The organism is Mycobacterium sp. IS-1590, assembly GCF_001500025.1.
Lineage (GTDB): Bacteria > Actinomycetota > Actinomycetes > Mycobacteriales > Mycobacteriaceae > Mycobacterium.
Genome location: NZ_LQIW01000002.1, coordinates 82,705 through 98,454 on the forward strand (window position 1 = coordinate 82,705; position 15,750 = coordinate 98,454).

At 67.7% G+C, this 15,750-nt stretch carries 17 protein-coding genes; 11 read left to right on the plus strand and 6 right to left on the minus strand.

Annotation, left to right across the window (positions count from 1 at the left end; translation table 11 throughout):
• Positions 1 to 47: 47 nt before the first annotated feature.
• A complete protein-coding gene (locus AU197_RS03125; RefSeq protein WP_064401048.1) occupies positions 48 to 317 on the minus strand; it encodes a hypothetical protein in 270 nt (89 codons plus the stop codon).
• Positions 318 to 417: 100 nt separating this feature from the next.
• On the opposite strand from AU197_RS03125, the gene AU197_RS03130 reads away from it, so the two are divergent.
• Positions 418 to 1,386: a pirin family protein gene (locus tag AU197_RS03130; RefSeq protein ID WP_064401049.1), complete on the plus strand. Its 969-nt coding sequence runs from the start codon at positions 418 to 420 to the stop codon at positions 1,384 to 1,386.
• Here AU197_RS03130 and AU197_RS03135 read toward each other — a convergent pair.
• Both AU197_RS03135 and AU197_RS03140 read right to left on the minus strand, forming a co-directional pair.
• Positions 1,367 to 3,535 carry an FUSC family protein gene (locus tag AU197_RS03135; RefSeq protein ID WP_064401051.1) on the minus strand — a complete coding sequence of 723 codons (2,169 nt, stop codon included), beginning with the start codon at positions 3,533 to 3,535 and terminating at the stop codon, positions 1,367 to 1,369. The genes AU197_RS03130 and AU197_RS03135 overlap by 20 nt on opposite strands.
• Positions 3,536 to 3,549: 14 nt before the next feature.
• Positions 3,550 to 4,116: a TetR/AcrR family transcriptional regulator gene (locus AU197_RS03140; protein ID WP_064401052.1), complete on the minus strand. Its 567-nt coding sequence runs from the start codon at positions 4,114 to 4,116 to the stop codon at positions 3,550 to 3,552.
• 147 nt (positions 4,117 to 4,263) lie between these two features.
• On the opposite strand from AU197_RS03140, the gene AU197_RS03145 reads away from it, so the two are divergent.
• The 9 genes from AU197_RS03145 to AU197_RS03185 all read left to right on the plus strand — a co-directional run bounded on the left by AU197_RS03145 (position 4,264) and on the right by AU197_RS03185 (position 12,569).
• Positions 4,264 to 4,899 (plus strand): TetR/AcrR family transcriptional regulator, encoded by a 636-nt coding sequence (locus AU197_RS03145; RefSeq protein WP_064401184.1) that lies wholly within the window; start codon positions 4,264 to 4,266, stop codon positions 4,897 to 4,899.
• 64 nt (positions 4,900 to 4,963) lie between these two features.
• Positions 4,964 to 5,899: a class I SAM-dependent methyltransferase gene (locus tag AU197_RS03150; RefSeq protein ID WP_064401056.1), complete on the plus strand. Its 936-nt coding sequence runs from the start codon at positions 4,964 to 4,966 to the stop codon at positions 5,897 to 5,899.
• Positions 5,900 to 6,091: 192 nt separating this feature from the next.
• Positions 6,092 to 7,492: an aldehyde dehydrogenase family protein gene (locus AU197_RS03155; protein ID WP_064401067.1), complete on the plus strand. Its 1,401-nt coding sequence runs from the start codon at positions 6,092 to 6,094 to the stop codon at positions 7,490 to 7,492.
• A gap of 49 nt (positions 7,493 to 7,541) precedes the next feature.
• Positions 7,542 to 8,405, plus strand: coding sequence for an SDR family oxidoreductase (locus tag AU197_RS03160; RefSeq protein WP_064401069.1), 864 nt, complete (start codon positions 7,542 to 7,544; stop codon positions 8,403 to 8,405).
• A 5-nt stretch (positions 8,406 to 8,410) separates the two neighbouring features.
• Positions 8,411 to 9,373, plus strand: coding sequence for an NADPH:quinone oxidoreductase family protein (locus AU197_RS03165; protein WP_064401070.1), 963 nt, complete (start codon positions 8,411 to 8,413; stop codon positions 9,371 to 9,373).
• Positions 9,373 to 10,080, plus strand: a complete 708-nt coding sequence (locus tag AU197_RS03170) for a haloacid dehalogenase type II (RefSeq protein WP_064401071.1) — start codon at positions 9,373 to 9,375, stop codon at positions 10,078 to 10,080. Before AU197_RS03165 ends, AU197_RS03170 begins: the two co-directional genes overlap by 1 nt.
• A 77-nt stretch (positions 10,081 to 10,157) precedes the next feature.
• Positions 10,158 to 10,901, plus strand: coding sequence for a methyltransferase domain-containing protein (locus AU197_RS03175; protein ID WP_064401072.1), 744 nt, complete (start codon positions 10,158 to 10,160; stop codon positions 10,899 to 10,901).
• 9 nt (positions 10,902 to 10,910) lie between these two features.
• Positions 10,911 to 11,396: a DUF456 domain-containing protein gene (locus AU197_RS03180; RefSeq protein ID WP_064401073.1), complete on the plus strand. Its 486-nt coding sequence runs from the start codon at positions 10,911 to 10,913 to the stop codon at positions 11,394 to 11,396.
• A gap of 9 nt (positions 11,397 to 11,405) precedes the next feature.
• On the plus strand, positions 11,406 to 12,569 hold the full coding sequence (locus AU197_RS03185) for an LLM class flavin-dependent oxidoreductase (RefSeq protein ID WP_064401074.1): 1,164 nt from the start codon (positions 11,406 to 11,408) through the stop codon (positions 12,567 to 12,569).
• A gap of 7 nt (positions 12,570 to 12,576) precedes the next feature.
• Here the strand turns inward: AU197_RS03185 and AU197_RS03190 are convergent, their stop codons facing one another.
• From AU197_RS03190 to AU197_RS03200, 3 genes are read right to left on the minus strand one after another with little or no spacing between them, the layout of a single operon-like run.
• Positions 12,577 to 13,380: a tyrosine-protein phosphatase gene (locus AU197_RS03190; RefSeq protein ID WP_064401075.1), complete on the minus strand. Its 804-nt coding sequence runs from the start codon at positions 13,378 to 13,380 to the stop codon at positions 12,577 to 12,579.
• A complete protein-coding gene (locus tag AU197_RS03195; protein WP_197415450.1) occupies positions 13,381 to 14,655 on the minus strand; it encodes an acyl-CoA dehydrogenase family protein in 1,275 nt (424 codons plus the stop codon). It lies immediately after the preceding gene.
• Positions 14,656 to 14,690: 35 nt separating this feature from the next.
• Positions 14,691 to 14,945: a hypothetical protein gene (locus AU197_RS03200; RefSeq protein WP_064401077.1), complete on the minus strand. Its 255-nt coding sequence runs from the start codon at positions 14,943 to 14,945 to the stop codon at positions 14,691 to 14,693.
• Between the two features lie 215 nt (positions 14,946 to 15,160).
• Between AU197_RS03200 and AU197_RS03205 the strand changes: the two genes are divergently transcribed.
• Positions 15,161 to 15,748 carry a peroxiredoxin gene (locus tag AU197_RS03205; protein ID WP_064394629.1) on the plus strand — a complete coding sequence of 196 codons (588 nt, stop codon included), beginning with the start codon at positions 15,161 to 15,163 and terminating at the stop codon, positions 15,746 to 15,748.
• Positions 15,749 to 15,750 lie beyond the last annotated feature (2 nt).

A 15,750-nucleotide genomic window follows, 5' to 3' on the forward strand; every position in this document is an offset into this window, starting at 1 on the left:
GAGGGCCGTCACGACCCGCACACGTTGGACGAGCCCGCCGCTCATGGCTACGACGCGGCCTGACCGAGCCGCCGCTGCGCCTCTCCCGGTGAGATTCGCAAGCGCCGAGCCACATCCCGCGGGGTCGCGCCGCGGTCGAGGAGCAACCGGCCGAACAGCCGTTGTTCGAGTGCCGCCGCCTGGTTGTCGAGCCTGTCGAGCTGTTCGATCAGCGCGTACAGCTCGGTACGTGTCAGACCGTCGAGCCGGAAGGTCGCAAGCTCTCGATACAGCGACTCCAGCGCGGTGAGCACATCGGAGATTCGATTCGAACGCATGTACGAAAGGCTAGCGGTAGCGTACGACAAGCCGAGCGGAGCCGCAGGTCGGTGCGGCGGCTCGGGGAATGAATCGGACCTCAGTCCGGTTAATCGGGATATGCCTGCGATTACCGCCGATACGCTCACCCTCCCCCGCATCACCGCGGCCGGACCGTCGGACACCCACCGCCCGGTTCGGTCGATCACCACGGGACCCCGCGGGTTCGAAGGCGAGGGTTTCCCCGTGGTCCGTGCCTTCGCCGGAGTCTCGGCCGCCGAGCTCGATCCGTTCGTTCACATGGATCAGATGGGCGAGGTGGAGTACGAACCGGGAGAACCGCGCGGCACCGACTGGCATCCGCACCGCGGGTTCGAAACCGTCACGTACATGATCGACGGCCGATTCGCGCACCAAGACTCCCACGGTGGCGGCGGGCTGATCACCGACGGCGCCACGCAGTGGATGACCGCGGGCTCGGGCATTCTGCACATCGAGACGCCACCGGCCGAACTCGTCGCCAGTGGCGGCCTGTTCCACGGTGTTCAGTTGTGGGTCAACCTGCCCCGCAAGGACAAGTTCGCGGCGCCGAGATACCAGGCGATCGAGGGCGGCCAGGTCGAGCTGTTGTCGTCCGACGACGGTGGTGCGCTGGTGCGGATCATCGCCGGTGACATCGACGGTCACATCGGCCCGGGTGCCACGCACACCCCGATCACGTTGGCGCATAGCACGATTCAGCCCGGCGCCCAACTCGATCTGCCGTGGAGGCGCGACTTCAACGCACTGGTCTACGTGTTGTCCGGGCGCGGGTCTGTCGGCCCCGTCGCACATCCGATCCAGCAGGGACAGCTCGCGGTGCTCGGACCCGGCGACCGCGTCAGGGTGCAAGCCGACGCGAACCAGGACGCCCACCGCCCCGCCCTGGAAGTGCTGGTGCTCGGCGGCCTCCCGATTCGCGAGCCCGTCTTCCAGTACGGCCCGTTCGTGATGAACAGCAAGTCCGAGCTGATCCAGGCGCTCGAGGACTACCAGGCCGGCAAATTCGGCCAGCTTCCCCCGAACGCCCTTATGCCTCAACGCCTTTAGCCGATCGCGCCGGGGCGGGTTTGGTGTACAGCAGGTTCAACGCTCCGAGATGGGCGGCGACGGCCACCAGGGGCAGTGCCGCGGGAACCGCGAGATCGTCGTCGGTGGCCTCGGCGCGCAGGGCCGTGACGAAGTCATCGCTGAGCGGCGGTGGCGAATGGACCGCGCCGCCGGTGACCTTCGCGCAGATCGCGTCGGCGTGTATTTCGAGCACCTCCCTGGTGCCGGGATAGATCCCGTGCGGCGGGGGAACGACGTCGGCGATCAGCTCGGCGGCGGCACGCAGCCTGACGGCCCGGTTCGCCGATCGCACGGCCGGCCCGCGGATATCGGTGGGACCGCTACTCTCCGAGAGGAATTGCCGCACGGCATCGTCCACCGTTCGCGTCGCCCGCAGCGCCTGCTGGCTCAGCGCGATCACCCGATCGTCGGCCTCCTCCGACGCCCCGCGGGTCACCCGCAGCACCGCGGCCTTGAGAAACGTCGCACCGACGGCGAACGCGTCGTCGATGGCCTGCCGCAGCCGGTTACCCGCCCCCCGCGGCCACAACAGGACCGAAACCACCACTCCGACCAGCGCGCCGACCACGACATCCTCCACACGGATCAAGCCGACGCTCCAACCCGTCGGCGCGATCAGGTTGAAGATGATCAACACCATCATCGTGAAGGCGGCCTGGCCGGCGATGAAGGATGCGACCTCCGGAACGAAGGCGGAACCGAACGCCACCACCGGCAGGAGAATCCACATGACGAGCGGGTCGACGCCGACGAGTTCGATGAGCCCGACGCCCAACAGAAATCCGATGGCGGTGCCGGCGACCGCCCTGAGCATGCGGGTGCCGGTGGTCAATGCGCTGCTGCGCAACACCGACATCGCTCCGAGCACGACCCAGAATCCGTGCTCGAGGGGAAACAGGTGAGTGACGGCGACCGCCAGGGCCAACCCGAGGCCCGTGCGAATGCTGTTGCGCAACACCACCGCCCGGGTGGCAAGGAAGCCTCTGGTGATGGCGGCGACGGCCGTCGTCTCGGGCATCACCCAGTCCGCGGTGCCGGTCTTGGGAAGGCCGCGCCCCAGCACCCGGGCCCATACCGGGCGGGCGTCGGCAGCCGCGGCGTTGCGAATGATGCGGCCGGTCACTCCGACGGTCGCTGAGAATGTGCGTCGCCCAAGAAGGTTGCGGCCGACGGCGAGCGCGTCCGCGTCGTCCGACGATGCGAGGATCTCGAGGATGTCCTCGCGGTAGCGGCCCTGGGCGATCTCGCGGAGATCGGTGAGCGCGGCGTCGAGGTCGGCGGTGCGGGCGGCCCGGGTCGAGGCGTCGGAGATCTGCAGTACGGCCGCCGAATCCCGCAGCACCCGGATCAGCGGGTGCTTCATATCGTCGAGGAGTCGCCCTGTGCCGTCGGTGATCCGGTCCGATAGCCAGCCGAGGTCGTCGACCACCCGGACCAGGGCGCGGCTGCCCGCGGTCAGCGCGACGGGCCGGTAGTCGGCACTGAGGAACGTCTCCCAGAGCTGGTTCATCGCCCGGGTCACGTTCCTGGCCGGGGTGGTGCCCTGCAGGCAGTCGGCCAGCCGGTCGCATACGCGCGCGGCACCGCTGCGCAACTCGTCGTGATGACGCGGCGGCAGGAGGAACAGTGCGGCGGGCACACAGAACACCAGAGCTATGAACCAGCCGAGCAGCCGATCGGGAATGGGACCGACCGGGGTGCACGCGGGCAGCACGAACGTCATGAGCGTCGCACGCTGGCCGGCGGCGACGATCTCGCTGAGCACCCCCGAGAACGTCACCACCACCCCGAGCACGAACATCGCCGCGACGCTCACCCACGGATGCGGCGCAACCAGGGTGCCGAGCGTGATCAGGATGGCGCCGTTGACGGCGAGCCCCAGGTAGGCCAGTGCCCGAGCTGGCCGGTTTCCGGGGAAGTCGACCAGGATCAGCAGCGCGACCGACCCGAAGATCGTGATCATCGGCGTCTGGGTTCCACCGCCGACCGCAAAGCTCACCGCGGCCGCGATCGGCAGCACGATGGCCGCCCGGATCGCCCGGCGCAGCGCGTCGAGTTCGGGGTCGCGCCGGCGCAGTCGGTTCTCAGCATGGCGACACACCGGGGCGACGACTTCAGTGAGCGACAACCCCGCTGCCCGCGCTAATCGCCGTCGGGGACCGTCGCGAACCGACCGTCATCGAGGGCCTCGCGCAATTGCCCGGAGATCCATCGCAACCCGTCGGGGTCACGCGGCAACGTCGTCTGCTCATAACCGGCGAAGACATACACCGCGCATTCGGCGAACAGCTGCGCCTGCCTCTTGTGCTGCAGGATCTCGAACGCCGATTCGTAGAGGATGTCAAAGCGCTGCTGGTCGACCGCCACCTGTACTTCGTGCACGTGCGGGTCCAGCGCGCTCCACACCCGGATGGCGGCTTCCGCGCCGTGCGGGAGATCCAAACCGGTCTCGAACAGGGCGTCGATGCGCCGGCGCGGGTCGGGTTCGGCGCGCACCGCCTCGATCACCCGCACGGTGCGCTCCTGCGTCCAGTGCGCGAGTAGTTCCCTGGTGTAGGCGGGCCAGTTCGGGAAGTAGTGGTAGAACGAGCCGGTCGTCACGCCGAGGCGTTGACAGACCTCCGCGAGCTTCAGACCGCCGTACCCCAGATCGGACAGGATCTCGATCCCCACGTCGAAATAACCGTCCCGCGATACGACACTCCCCATTACCTGGACATTAGTTCTAAGTCGGGCCGATTCTCTACGTTCAATTTCCCGGGCGCGAAAGTCCGGAATTTGCTGATAAATAGCAGGTCGGAGCCGCCGGGGAAGCTGATGCCTGAACGGGTAAGTGACGTGTGGCACAATTTGACCGTGCCGCATACGGCGAGTAGAGGTCCGGGTCGTCCCCCCGCAGCGAAGGCTGCCGAGACGCGTGAGCGCATCATAGGAGCAGCGCGCGAGGTTTTCAGCGAACTCGGATACGACGCAGCGACCTTCCAGGCGATCGCCATTCGCGCGGATCTGACGCGTCCCGCGATCAACCACTATTTCGCCAATAAGCAGGTTCTCTGGCGCGAAGTCGTGCAGCAGACGAACGCAGCGATCGCCGGCGCGGGGAAAGCGCGCGCGCAGGACGAAACCAAACTGCTCGCCAGGTTGTCCGCGTACTTTACGGCGGCGATGCAGGCCGACTCCGAAGACCGTTCGGCTGCAGCGTTTTTGGTGACTTCGGTGCTCGAGGCCCAGCGCCACCCGGAGCTCAGCGACGAGGAACACGACTCGCTCAGGCACTCGCGCGAATTCGTGGCCTGGGCCGTCAGAGACGCGATCGCACGCGGCGAGCTCACCACCGACACCGAGGTCGACTCGCTCGTGGAGATGCTGGTCGCGGTGATGTGGGGTATGGGCTTCTACGCCGGCTTCGTCGGCAGCCACGACGAGCTCAAAGCGGTGGTGCGCCAGTTCGAGCTACTGATGTCGAACAACCTGTGGCGCCTGCAGCCCTGACAGCGGCGTGACCTGCCGCACAGCTCGATAGCCTGCCTAAGTTCTTCGGCTACCATGGCGGTCGATGAGTTCGCTGCGCACTGAAGACGACACCTGGGACATCGCCACCAGCGTGGGCACCACCGCTGTGATGGTGGCCTCCGCGCGCGCTGCCGAGACCGACCGCGACGATGCGCTGATCCGCGATCCCTTCGCGAAGGTGCTGGTCGCCGGTGCAGGGGACGGTGTCTGGGACGTCATGATCGACCCGCAGACCCGCGTCAAGGTGGCCCAGGCGGACGAAGACGTCGCCGCGATCTTCGAGCACATGGGCAACTACCAGGCGGTGCGGACCCACTTCTTCGACGCCTACTTCGCCGATGCGGGCGAGGCGGGTATCCGGCAGGTCGTCATCCTGGCCTCGGGCCTCGATTCCCGCGCGTATCGCTTGCAGTGGCCGGCGGGTACGACCGTCTACGAGATCGACCAGCCCAAGGTGCTCGAATACAAAGCCGCCCGGCTGGCCGAGGAGGGCGCGTTACCGACCGCCAAGCGCGTCGCGGTGGCCGTCGACCTGCGCCAAGACTGGCCGACCGCGCTGCGCGAGGCGGGTCTGGACCCCGATTCCCCGACCGCGTGGCTGGCCGAGGGTCTGCTGATGTACCTGCCCGCCGATGCCCAGGACCGGCTCTTCGAGCAGATCACCGCGCTCAGCGCGCCGGGTAGCCGCGTCTCGGTGGAGACGGTCGGGGTGCAGGCCGAGGAGCGGCGCGAGCAGATGCGGGAACGTTTCGAGCGGGTGCGGGCGCAGCTGGGCATGGAGGAATCCGTCGACGTCGCGGAGCTGATGTACAACGACCCCGACCGCGCGGACGTCTCCGCGTGGCTCGACGCGCACGGCTGGCGCTCGACCGCGGTGACCTCACAACAAGAGATGCGCCGGCTGGACCGGTGGGTGCTTCCCGAGGAATACACGAACGACGACGGGTTTTCGGAGTTCGTCGTCGCGTACAAGGTCTGAGCTACCGGCGCGTCGGGCACCGAAACTCGCGCGAGCGACCGCGCTTGTACGCTGTTTCGCGGCGTGTCGAGGGACAAACACGGTCGCTGGCCGCTTGTGAGGGGGCCGCGTACACGGAGTGAGAGAGGCCTTCTGGGCGGCCCGACCGCTTGGTTAGGATCGGGGCATTCCTCGGGTCAGGAAGGACTCCCCATGACCACCGATATCGCCACGCCGGCACAAGCCACCGAAGACATTCCCAGCGTCGTCCGCCGTCTGCGCGAGACCTTCAAGACCGGACGCACCCGGGACATCGAGTGGCGCAGACAGCAGCTCAAGGCGATCGAACGCCTCGCCGTCGAGAATGAGGAGGCCATCGCCGCCGCACTCGAACAGGATCTGGGCCGCAACCGCTTCGAGGCGTGGCTGGCCGACATCGCCAGCACCGCGGGCGAGGCCAAGGACGCCGCGAAGAACCTCAAGAAGTGGACCCGCCGCCGCTATCGGCTGCTGGAGATGTCGCAGCTGCCCGGCCGGGGCTGGGTCGAATACGAGCCGTTCGGCACGGTCCTTGTCATCGGCGCGTGGAACTTCCCGTTCGTGCTGACGCTGGGCCCGGCGATCGGGGCGATCGCGGCCGGTAACACCGTGGTGCTCAAGCCGTCGGAGGTCTGCCCGGCGTCGTCGGCGCTGATGGCCGAACTGGTACCGCGCTACCTCGACTCCGACGCGATCGCGGTGATCGAGGGCGACGGCTCGGTCAGCCAGGAGCTCATCTCGCAGGGCTTCGACCACATCTGCTTCACCGGCGGCACCGAGATCGGCCGCAAGGTCTACGAGGGCGCCGCACCGCACCTGACGCCGGTCACGCTCGAACTCGGCGGCAAGAGCCCAGTGATCGTGTCCGCCGACGCGGACATCGACGTCGCGGCCAAGCGCATCGCCTGGACCAAGCTGATCAACTCCGGGCAGATCTGCATCGCGCCCGACTACGTTCTGGCCGACGCCAAGATCCGCGACAAGCTGGTCGACAAGATCAAAGAGGCGGTGACGACGTTCGAGTCCGAGAACCCCGACGGCAAGCGCATCGTCAACGAACGACACTTCGGCCGGCTGACCGACGCGCTGGCCGCCACCAAGGGTGAGGTGGTGATCGGCGGCGGTTCGGACGCATCGAAGATCAGCATCCAGCCGACCGTCGTCGTCGATCCCGACCCCGCGGAACCGTTGATGACCGACGAGATCTTCGGCCCGATCCTGCCCGTCGTGACTGTCCAATCCCTCGACGACGCAATCAGTTTCGTGAACTCGCGGCCCAAGCCGCTGGCGGCCTACCTGTTCACCAAGACCAAGAGCATCCGGGAACGGGTGATCAAGGAGGTGCCGGCCGGCGGCATGGTGGTCAACCACCTGCTGTTCCACTTCGCCACCAACAAGCTGCCGTTCGGCGGCGTCGGCCCGTCGGGCATGGGCGCCTACCACGGCAGGTACGGCTTCGAGCAGTTCAGTCACAAGAAGACCGTGATGACCAAGCCGACCCGACCCGACGTCGGCGCGTTCATCTATCCCCCGTATACAGAGAAGGCGCTAAAGCTCGCCAAGAAGCTCTTCTAGGGGGAGGCGCGCAGCGCCCCGGGGACAAGCACAGCAGGAGAGGAATCCCATGCCAGGAGTGCAGGATCGCGTCATCGTCGTCACCGGTGCCGGAGGCGGACTGGGGCGTGAATACGCGTTGACGCTCGCCAAGGAGGGCGCCAGCGTCGTCGTCAACGACCTCGGTGGTGCACGTGACGGCACCGGCGCCGGCCACAACATGGCCGACCAGGTCGTCGCGGAGATCAAGGACGCCGGCGGCCGGGCCGTGGCCAACTACGACTCGGTGGCCGAAACCGAGGGCGCCGAGAACATCATCAAGACCGCGCTCGACGAGTTCGGCAAGATCGACGGCGTCGTCTCCAACGCGGGCATCCTGCGCGACGGCACATTCCACAAGATGACGTTCGAGAACTGGGACGCCGTGCTCAAGGTCCACCTGTACGGCGGCTACAACGTGATCCGCGCCGCCTGGCCGCATTTCCGGGAGAACAACTTCGGTCGCGTCGTCGTGGCCACCTCGACCAGTGGCCTGTTCGGCAACTTCGGCCAGGCCAACTACGGCGCCGCCAAACTCGGCCTCGTCGGCCTGATCAACACGTTGGCCCAGGAGGGCGCGAAGTACAACATCAAGACCAACGCGGTCGCGCCGATCGCCGCGACCCGGATGACTCAGGACATCCTGCCGCCGGAGGTCTTCGAGAAGCTGACGCCCGAATACGTTGCACCGGTGGTGGCCTACCTGATGACCGAGGAGTTGCCGGAGACAGCTTCGGTGTTCATCGTCGGCGGTGGCAAGGTGCAGCGCACCGCGCTGTTCCAGAACGAGGGCATCACCTTCTCCGAGGTGCCCTCGGTCGAGGACATCGCCGCGAAGTGGGGCGAGATCACCGATCTGTCGGCGGCGCAGCGGGCCACCTTCAGCCTCGGCTGAGTTCAATGAAAGCGCTTGTCGCGCAAAAACTCACCGGACCGGCTGGGCTGGCCTACACCGATGTCGACGATGTCGGCGGCGAGGATGTCGTGGTCGTCGACGTCGGTGCGGCCGGGGTCAGCTTTCCCGACCTGTTACTGCTTCGCGGCGAATACCAGCTGCGGCTCGACCCGCCGTTCATCCCCGGCATGGAGGTCGCCGGGGTGGTGCGCTCGGCGCCGTACGAGTCGGAGTTCAAACCCGGCCAACGCGTAACCGCGCTTTCGATGCTCGGTGGGTGGGCCGAGCGGGTGGCGGTGGTGCCCGAGAGCGTCAGGCCCACACCGGAAGATCTCGACGACGCACAAGCCGTTGCGCTGCTGGGCAACTACCAGACGATGTACTTCGCGCTGGCCAAGCGCGGCGCGTTGCGGCCGGGCGAGACGGTGCTGGTGCTCGGATCGGCGGGCGGCATAGGGGTGGCGAGCATCCAGGTCGCGAAGGCGTTGGGCGCCAGGGTGATTGCGATGGTGCATCGGCCGCACGCCGTCGAGTTCGTCGAGTCTCTGGGCGCCGACGTCGTACTGCCGTTGACCGACGGCTGGTTGAAGGCGGTACAGGAGGCGACCGGCGGCCGCGGCGTGGACCTGGTGGTCGACCCGATCGGCGGTGACGCGTTCGACGATGCGATCCGCGCGCTCTCGGTGGAAGGCAGGCTGCTGGTGATCGGCTTCGCCGCGGGTGGGATCCCGACGGTGAAGGTGAACCGGCTGCTACTGCGCAATGTCGCGGTGATCGGCGTGGGCTACGGCGAATACGTGAACCGCAAGCCGGGTTCGCAGTCGCTGTTCGAGTTCGGTGTCGCGCAGCTCGTCAAGGCGGGACTGCGCCCGCCGCCGCCCGTGCGCTACCCGCTGTCGAAGGGCGCCGACGCGTTGCAGGCGCTGGCGGACGGCGCCGTGCTGGGCAAGGTCGTGCTGGAGCCGTAATGGCGCCGCGCGCATTGGCGTTCGACACGTTCGGCACGGTGGTCGACTGGCGCTCGAGCATCATCCGGGAGCTCGAGGAGTTCGGTCGCGCCCATGGCGTGCAACGGGACTGGGCGGGGTTCGCCGACGACTGGCGGGCCGGCTATCCGCCCGCGATGGACCGCGTGCGCCGCGGTGAGCTGCCGTGGACCAACATCGACGGATTGCACCGCATGATCCTCGTCGAGCTGCTCGCCGCGGCGGGCATCACCGACGTCGAGGACGCCGCCGTCGACCACCTCAACCGGGCCTGGCACCGCCTCGACCCGTGGCCCGACGCCGTCGGCGGGCTCACCCGCTTGAAGGCGCGCTACCTCATCACGACGCTGTCCAACGGCAACGTCTCACTGCTGACGAACATGGCCAAGCGGGCCGGACTGCCGTGGGACTGCGTGATCTCCGCCGAGCTGTTCCGCCACTACAAGCCCGATCCCGAGGCTTATCTCGGGTGCGCCGAACTGCTCGACGTCGCGCCCGCCGAGCTGATGCTGGTGGCCGCGCACGCCAGCGACCTGCGCGGTGCCAAGCGTGCGGGCCTGATGACCGCCTACGTGGATCGGCCGCTGGAGTACGGCGCGGGCAGGCGACGTCCATCGAAGATCGCCGAGGGGGAATTCGACGTCATGGCAACCGATTTCGTGGACCTGGCCGACCAGCTCGGAGCGTGACCGCCGGGCGATTTGTGCGTGAAAACGATCGCTGAGCGAACGAAATCACTCACAAATCGCAGGGGTAGCGTGGGGGAGTGACCGATACGACTTCGCTTCCGCCCGCGCTGCGCCGGGCGGTCGAACTCTTCGCCGAACCGCCGGCGCGCCTCGATCTGCGAGACGGCTATCTGGACGTGCTCGACGACGCGGTATCCCCGGCCCAGGCGCCGCCCGAGAACAAGGGTCTGATCCAGGCCGTGTGGGCGTCGGGTCCCGGGTCAATGTTCTACGACTACTCCCAGGCGTTCGCCCGCAGATTCTTGAGCATGTGGCAGTTGCCGATCGAGTGGCTCGACATCCCGAACGGTGGTGTTGCGCTCGACATCGGAAGCGGCCCCGGCAACGTGACCGCGTCGCTGGCCCGCGCGGCCGGACCGGAAGGCTTGGCGCTGGGGATCGACATCTCGAAACCGATGCTGGCGCGCGCGGTGAGCGCGCAAGCCGGGCCCAACGTCGGGTTCCTGCGAGCCGACGCGCAGCGGCTGCCGTTCCGCGCCGAGTGCTTCGACGCGGTGACGTCGCTGGCGGTGGTGCAACTCATCCCCGAGCCCGCCGCGGCGGTGGCCGAGATGCACCGGGTGCTGCGGCCCGGCGGCCGGATCGCGATCATGGTGCCCACGGTCGGCAACGTGCCCCCGCCGCTGCGATGGCTGTCGCACGGCGGGGCGCGCTTCTTCGCCGAAGACGAACTGGGCGACCTGTTCGAGCAACGCGGATTCGAGCGTGTGCGCACCAAGACCATCGGCAACATGCAATGGGTGCGGGCGCAGCGCCCGTAGATTCAACGCATGACCACCGGCGGGATCGTGCTTGTCGCGTTGGCCATCGCGGTCGGCATCGTCGGCATCGTGGTGCCGCTGCTGCCCGGAACCCTGCTGATCTTCGGGGCCATCGCGGTGTGGGCCGTCGTCGAGCGGGAGCCCACCGCGTGGGTGACGCTGGCCGTGGCGACCGTGCTGCTCGGGGCCGCGGCACTGATCAAGTACACGTGGCCGGTGCGGCGGATGCGCGAAGCCGATGTGCGCACCCTGAGCCTGATCGCAGGTGGGGCGCTCGGCGTCGTCGGTTTCTTCGTGATCCCTGTTCTCGGCCTGCCGATCGGCTTCGTGCTGGGGATCTACCTCGCCGAACTGGCAAACCGGCACGACCGGCGCGTGGCGTGGGCGTCGACCAAGCACGCGCTCAAGGGTGTCGCGTTGTCGGTCGGCGTCGAAATGGCCGGAGCGCTGCTCGCCACCGTCGTTTGGGTCATCGGGGTGTACCTGACGCAGTAGCTTGCAGGCATGGCCAAGCTGCGTTTCGGATACTTCATCGCACCGTTCCACCGCGCCGGCACCAATCCGACGCTGGCACTGCAGCGCGATCTGGAGCTCATCGAGCATCTCGACGCACTGGGTTTCGACGAGGCGTGGATCGGCGAACACCATTCGGCGGGAAGCGAGATCATCAGCTCACCGGAGGTGTTCATCGCGGCGGCCGCGCAGCGCGCCAAGCGGATCCGGTTCGGCACCGGCGTCATCTCGCTGGCCTACCACAACCCGCTGTGGGCGGCCGACCGGCTGATGCTGCTCGACCACCTCACGCACGGGCGCATCATCGGCGGCATGGGGCCCGGCTCGCTGCCCACCGACTCGGCGATGATCGGGCTGACGCCCACCGACACCCGCGAACTCCTGGAGACCAACCTCGACATCGTGGTGCGGTTGCTCAAGGGCGAGACGGTCTCGGCCAAGACCGCCACCCACGAACTGCACGCCGCCAGGCTGCAACTGGCGCCCTATGCCGAGGACGGCATCCCGCTGGCCGTCGCCGCGGTGGCCTCGCCGACCGGTGCGCGGCTGGCGGGCAAGCACGGCATCGGCCTGTTGTCGATCGGCGCGACGCTCGTCGTCGAGGGATTCGACGCGCTCGCGCATCACTGGGGGATCGCCGAGGAGCGGGCGGCGGCGTTCGGCACCACGGTCGACCGCCGCAACTGGTCGCTGGTGTGCCCCATGCACATCGCCGAGACCGAGGAGCAGGCACGCGCCGACGTCCGCTTCGGCATCGAACACTGGTACCGCTACTTCCAGAAGGTCGCGGCGTTCCCGCAGATGGAGGTGCCCGGCGAGAACATCGACGAGGTCGTCGACATCATCAACGGCGCCGGCGCCGGCGTGATCGGCACCCCCGAGCAGGCCCGCGCCCAGGTGCAGCGACTGTGGGACCAGTCCGGCGGGTTCGGGTGCATGCTCCAGATGGGACACGAGTGGGCCAATCCCGCCGCCACCAGGCGCTCGGCCGAACTGTTCGCCGCCGAGGTCATACCGCACTTCCAGGGTCAGGCCCAGCCGACGCTCGACGCCGCGGCGCGCGCCCGCGATGTACGCCAGGAGCTCGCCCAGACGCAGCTGTCCGCGATCGAGCACATGAATCAGAAGTACGAGGCCGAAAAGGGCGGGGCCTGACGGGGTTTCAGCCGAGCAGGACGGCGCGCAGCCGTACCACCTCGTCGTCGCTGACGCCGGCGGCTTCGAGGTAGCCGCGCACCGAGCCGTAGTTCTCGACGATCGAACGCCGCGCGGTTTCCAGATAGTCCTCGCGCACGCCGAGCACCTCCTCGGTGAGCCGCGCCTCGGCGAAGGTGACGATCTCGTCGGTGGTGTCCTCCGACCGGTTGCGGATGGACTCGAGGATGCTGTCGCGCAGCCGCGGCACCGCCTCGTTGCTGCGCAGGAAGTCGGCCACGATGGCGTCGCGCCGCACACCCACGGCCTCGAGCACCGTCGCGACCGTGAAGCCGGTGCGGTCCTTACCCGCGAAGCAGTGCGCGATCACCGGGCGCTGCCCGGCGAGCATCGAGATGACCTGGCGCACGGCCAGGTGAGCACCGGGCAACGTCGGGAACTTCTGGTACTCCTCGGTCATGAACCGGCGCGCGGCCACCGCCACGTCTTCGTCGTCCGGTTTCTCGGTCATCATCCGCTGGAAGCTCTGCTCGTGCGGGGCCTCGGCGCCGGGCTTGGCCAGCTCGTGAAACGGCAGCCGGTGGATCGCGACGCCGTCGGGTACGCGGCCCGGTCCGCGCCGCTCGACCTCGCGCTCCGAGCGCAGGTCGGCGACGTCGGTGATGTTCAAGCGGCGCAACAACTCCTGGCCCGCATCGTCCAGACCGCTCAGCTCACTGGACCGGAAGAAGCGTCCCTGCCGGATGCCGGTCTCCTCGGAGATGTCGCGGAAGTTCCACGCCCCGGACAGGGCGTCGGGGTTGCCCGCCACCTATGCGGTCCCTCCGGTCACCGCGGGACCTGATTGGCTCGCCGCTGCAGCTGATTGGCGGCTCGCCGCCGTGGCGAAAGCGCTTTTCTCCCTGCCCAGTTCGGCGCGGGCGATGGTCCGCATGTGCACCTCGTCCGGTCCGTCGAACAGCCGCATCGCACGGTGCCAGGCGTACAGCCGCGCCAGGGGCACGTCGTCGCAGATTCCCATGCCGCCGTGCACCTGGATGGCGCGGTCGATGACATCGCACGCCATCTGTGGGGCGACCGCCTTGATCTGAGCGACCAGCACCTGCGCGTCCTTGCTCTTGTTGCCCTGCTGGTCGATGGTCCACGCCGCCTTGTGGCACAGCAGGCGCGCCTGGTCGATCTGGTTGCGCGACTTGGCGATCGACTCGCGCACGACACCCTGCTCGGACAGCGGCTTGCCGAACGCCACGCGCTGCTGCACCCGGTCGACCATCAGCGCCAGCGCCCGCTCGGCGGCGCCGATCGCGCGCATGCAGTGGTGGATCCGGCCGGGACCGAGCCGGGCCTGGGCGATCGCGAACCCGCTGCCCTCTTCGTGGAGCAGGTTCTCGGCGGGCACCCGCGCGTTGTCGAAGACGATCTCGCAATGCCCGTGCTGGTCCTGCCAGCCGAACACCGGAAGCGAACGCTGGATGTCGACGCCGGGGGTGTCGGTGGGCACGAGGATCATCGACTGCTGCTGGTGGCTGGCCGCGTCCGGGTTGGTTCGGCCCATCACGATCATGATCTTGCAGCGCGGGTCGGCCGCGCCGGTGATCCACCACTTGCGACCGTTGATGACGTAGTCGTCCCCGTCGCGCAGCATCGTTGTCTCGATGTTGCGGGCATCGCTGGAGGCGACCGCGGGTTCGGTCATCGCAAACGCGCTACGGATCTCGCCGGCCAGAAGCGGTTCGAGCCACTGCTTGCGCTGCTGCTCGTTGGCGAACAGGTGCAGCGTCTCCATGTTGCCGGTGTCGGGGGCCGCGCAGTTGGTGGCCTCGGGCGCGATCTCCATGCTCCAGCCGGTCAGCTCGGCCAGCTGCGCGTATTCGAGGTTGGTCAGGCCGGACTCGGCGGGCAGGAACAGGTTCCACAGGCCGCGGTCTTTGGCGAGCTTCTTGAGGTCCTCGACGATCGGCGGGACGGTGTGGTCCTTCGGGCCGGCCTCTTCGCGGTAGCGGTGGTACTCGGCCTCGGCGGGGAAGACGAATTCCGTCATGAATTCGCTCAGGCGCTGGTGGTAGTCCTGGGCTTTGGCCGACATCGCGAAGTCCATGCCCGCCACGATATGTCACCTCCTCAGAGGGGTTTGTGCTGCGTCGGGCTTTGCCCGGACTCCCACTTGGCCTCCAGGCTGCGGGTCACCCGGGTGCCCGGGGCGTAATCGACCTGGAAGGTCGTACCGTCGTCGAGTTCGTAGGTGATGACCGCGGTGCCGTCGTTGATGTCCTTGTGCACGACCTTGCACGGGACGGGTTCGGCGCCGCGGTCGACGAGGACGATGTCGCCGGGTGCGACGTCCTCGATGCGGTCGTTCTCGGAGATGTTCGACATCCATCGACCGTAGCAACGCCGCGGCCGCGACGAGTCGCGCGCTCTGCGACACCTCTTCTCGTCGTGTGGCGAAATACGCTGAGAGCGAACCCATTTCACAGCGTGGGTGTGGCCACAATCACGTTCGTTTAGCTTGCCTTTGCATCGAGAAAGGCCGAGTATCGACTACGTAATCTGGACTGAATCCAAACTAAGCGATAAGGATGGTGCTCGCGATGGCATTGTTGACAATCGGTGACCAGTTCCCCAGGTACGACATGGCGGCGGTGGTCGGCGGTGACCTCTCCGAGGTCGATGCCAAGCAGCCCGACGACTATTTCACCCGTGTGACCAGTGAGGACCACGAGGGCAAGTGGCGGATCGTCTTCTTCTGGCCGAAGGACTTCACCTTCGTGTGTCCGACGGAGATCGCCACGTTCGGCAAACTCAACGACGACTTCGAGGACCGCGACGCGAAGGTCATCGGCGTGTCGGTGGACAACGAGTTCGTCCACTTCCAGTGGCGCGCCCAGCACGAGGACCTCAAGAAGCTGCCGTTCCCGATGGCTTCGGACCTCAAGCGCGAGTTGTCGCTGGCGACCGGTGTGCTCAACGCCGACGGCGTCGCCGACCGGGCGACGTTCATCATCGACCCGAACAACGAGATCCAGTTCGTGTCGGTGACGGCCGGGTCCGTGGGCCGCAACGTCGACGAGGTGCTGCGGGTGCTCGACGCCCTGCAGTCCGACGAGCTGTGCGCCTGCAACTGGAAGAAGGGCGATCCCACGATCAAGCCGGCCGAGCTGCTGGCAGAGGCGGTGTGACC

Coding starts and splice junctions, on each gene's coding strand:
- AU197_RS03125 (WP_064401048.1), bottom strand. CDS start 317: ATGCGTTCGAATCGAATCTCCGATGTGCTCACCGCGCTGGAGTCGCTG.
- AU197_RS03130 (WP_064401049.1), top strand. CDS start 418: ATGCCTGCGATTACCGCCGATACGCTCACCCTCCCCCGCATCACCGCG.
- AU197_RS03140 (WP_064401052.1), bottom strand. CDS start 4,116: ATGGGGAGTGTCGTATCGCGGGACGGTTATTTCGACGTGGGGATCGAG.
- AU197_RS03150 (WP_064401056.1), top strand. CDS start 4,964: ATGAGTTCGCTGCGCACTGAAGACGACACCTGGGACATCGCCACCAGC.
- AU197_RS03155 (WP_064401067.1), top strand. CDS start 6,092: ATGACCACCGATATCGCCACGCCGGCACAAGCCACCGAAGACATTCCC.
- AU197_RS03160 (WP_064401069.1), top strand. CDS start 7,542: ATGCCAGGAGTGCAGGATCGCGTCATCGTCGTCACCGGTGCCGGAGGC.
- AU197_RS03165 (WP_064401070.1), top strand. CDS start 8,411: ATGAAAGCGCTTGTCGCGCAAAAACTCACCGGACCGGCTGGGCTGGCC.
- AU197_RS03170 (WP_064401071.1), top strand. CDS start 9,373: ATGGCGCCGCGCGCATTGGCGTTCGACACGTTCGGCACGGTGGTCGAC.
- AU197_RS03180 (WP_064401073.1), top strand. CDS start 10,911: ATGACCACCGGCGGGATCGTGCTTGTCGCGTTGGCCATCGCGGTCGGC.
- AU197_RS03185 (WP_064401074.1), top strand. CDS start 11,406: ATGGCCAAGCTGCGTTTCGGATACTTCATCGCACCGTTCCACCGCGCC.
- AU197_RS03195 (WP_197415450.1), bottom strand. CDS start 14,655: ATGTCGGCCAAAGCCCAGGACTACCACCAGCGCCTGAGCGAATTCATG.
- AU197_RS03200 (WP_064401077.1), bottom strand. CDS start 14,945: ATGTCGAACATCTCCGAGAACGACCGCATCGAGGACGTCGCACCCGGC.
- AU197_RS03205 (WP_064394629.1), top strand. CDS start 15,161: ATGGCATTGTTGACAATCGGTGACCAGTTCCCCAGGTACGACATGGCG.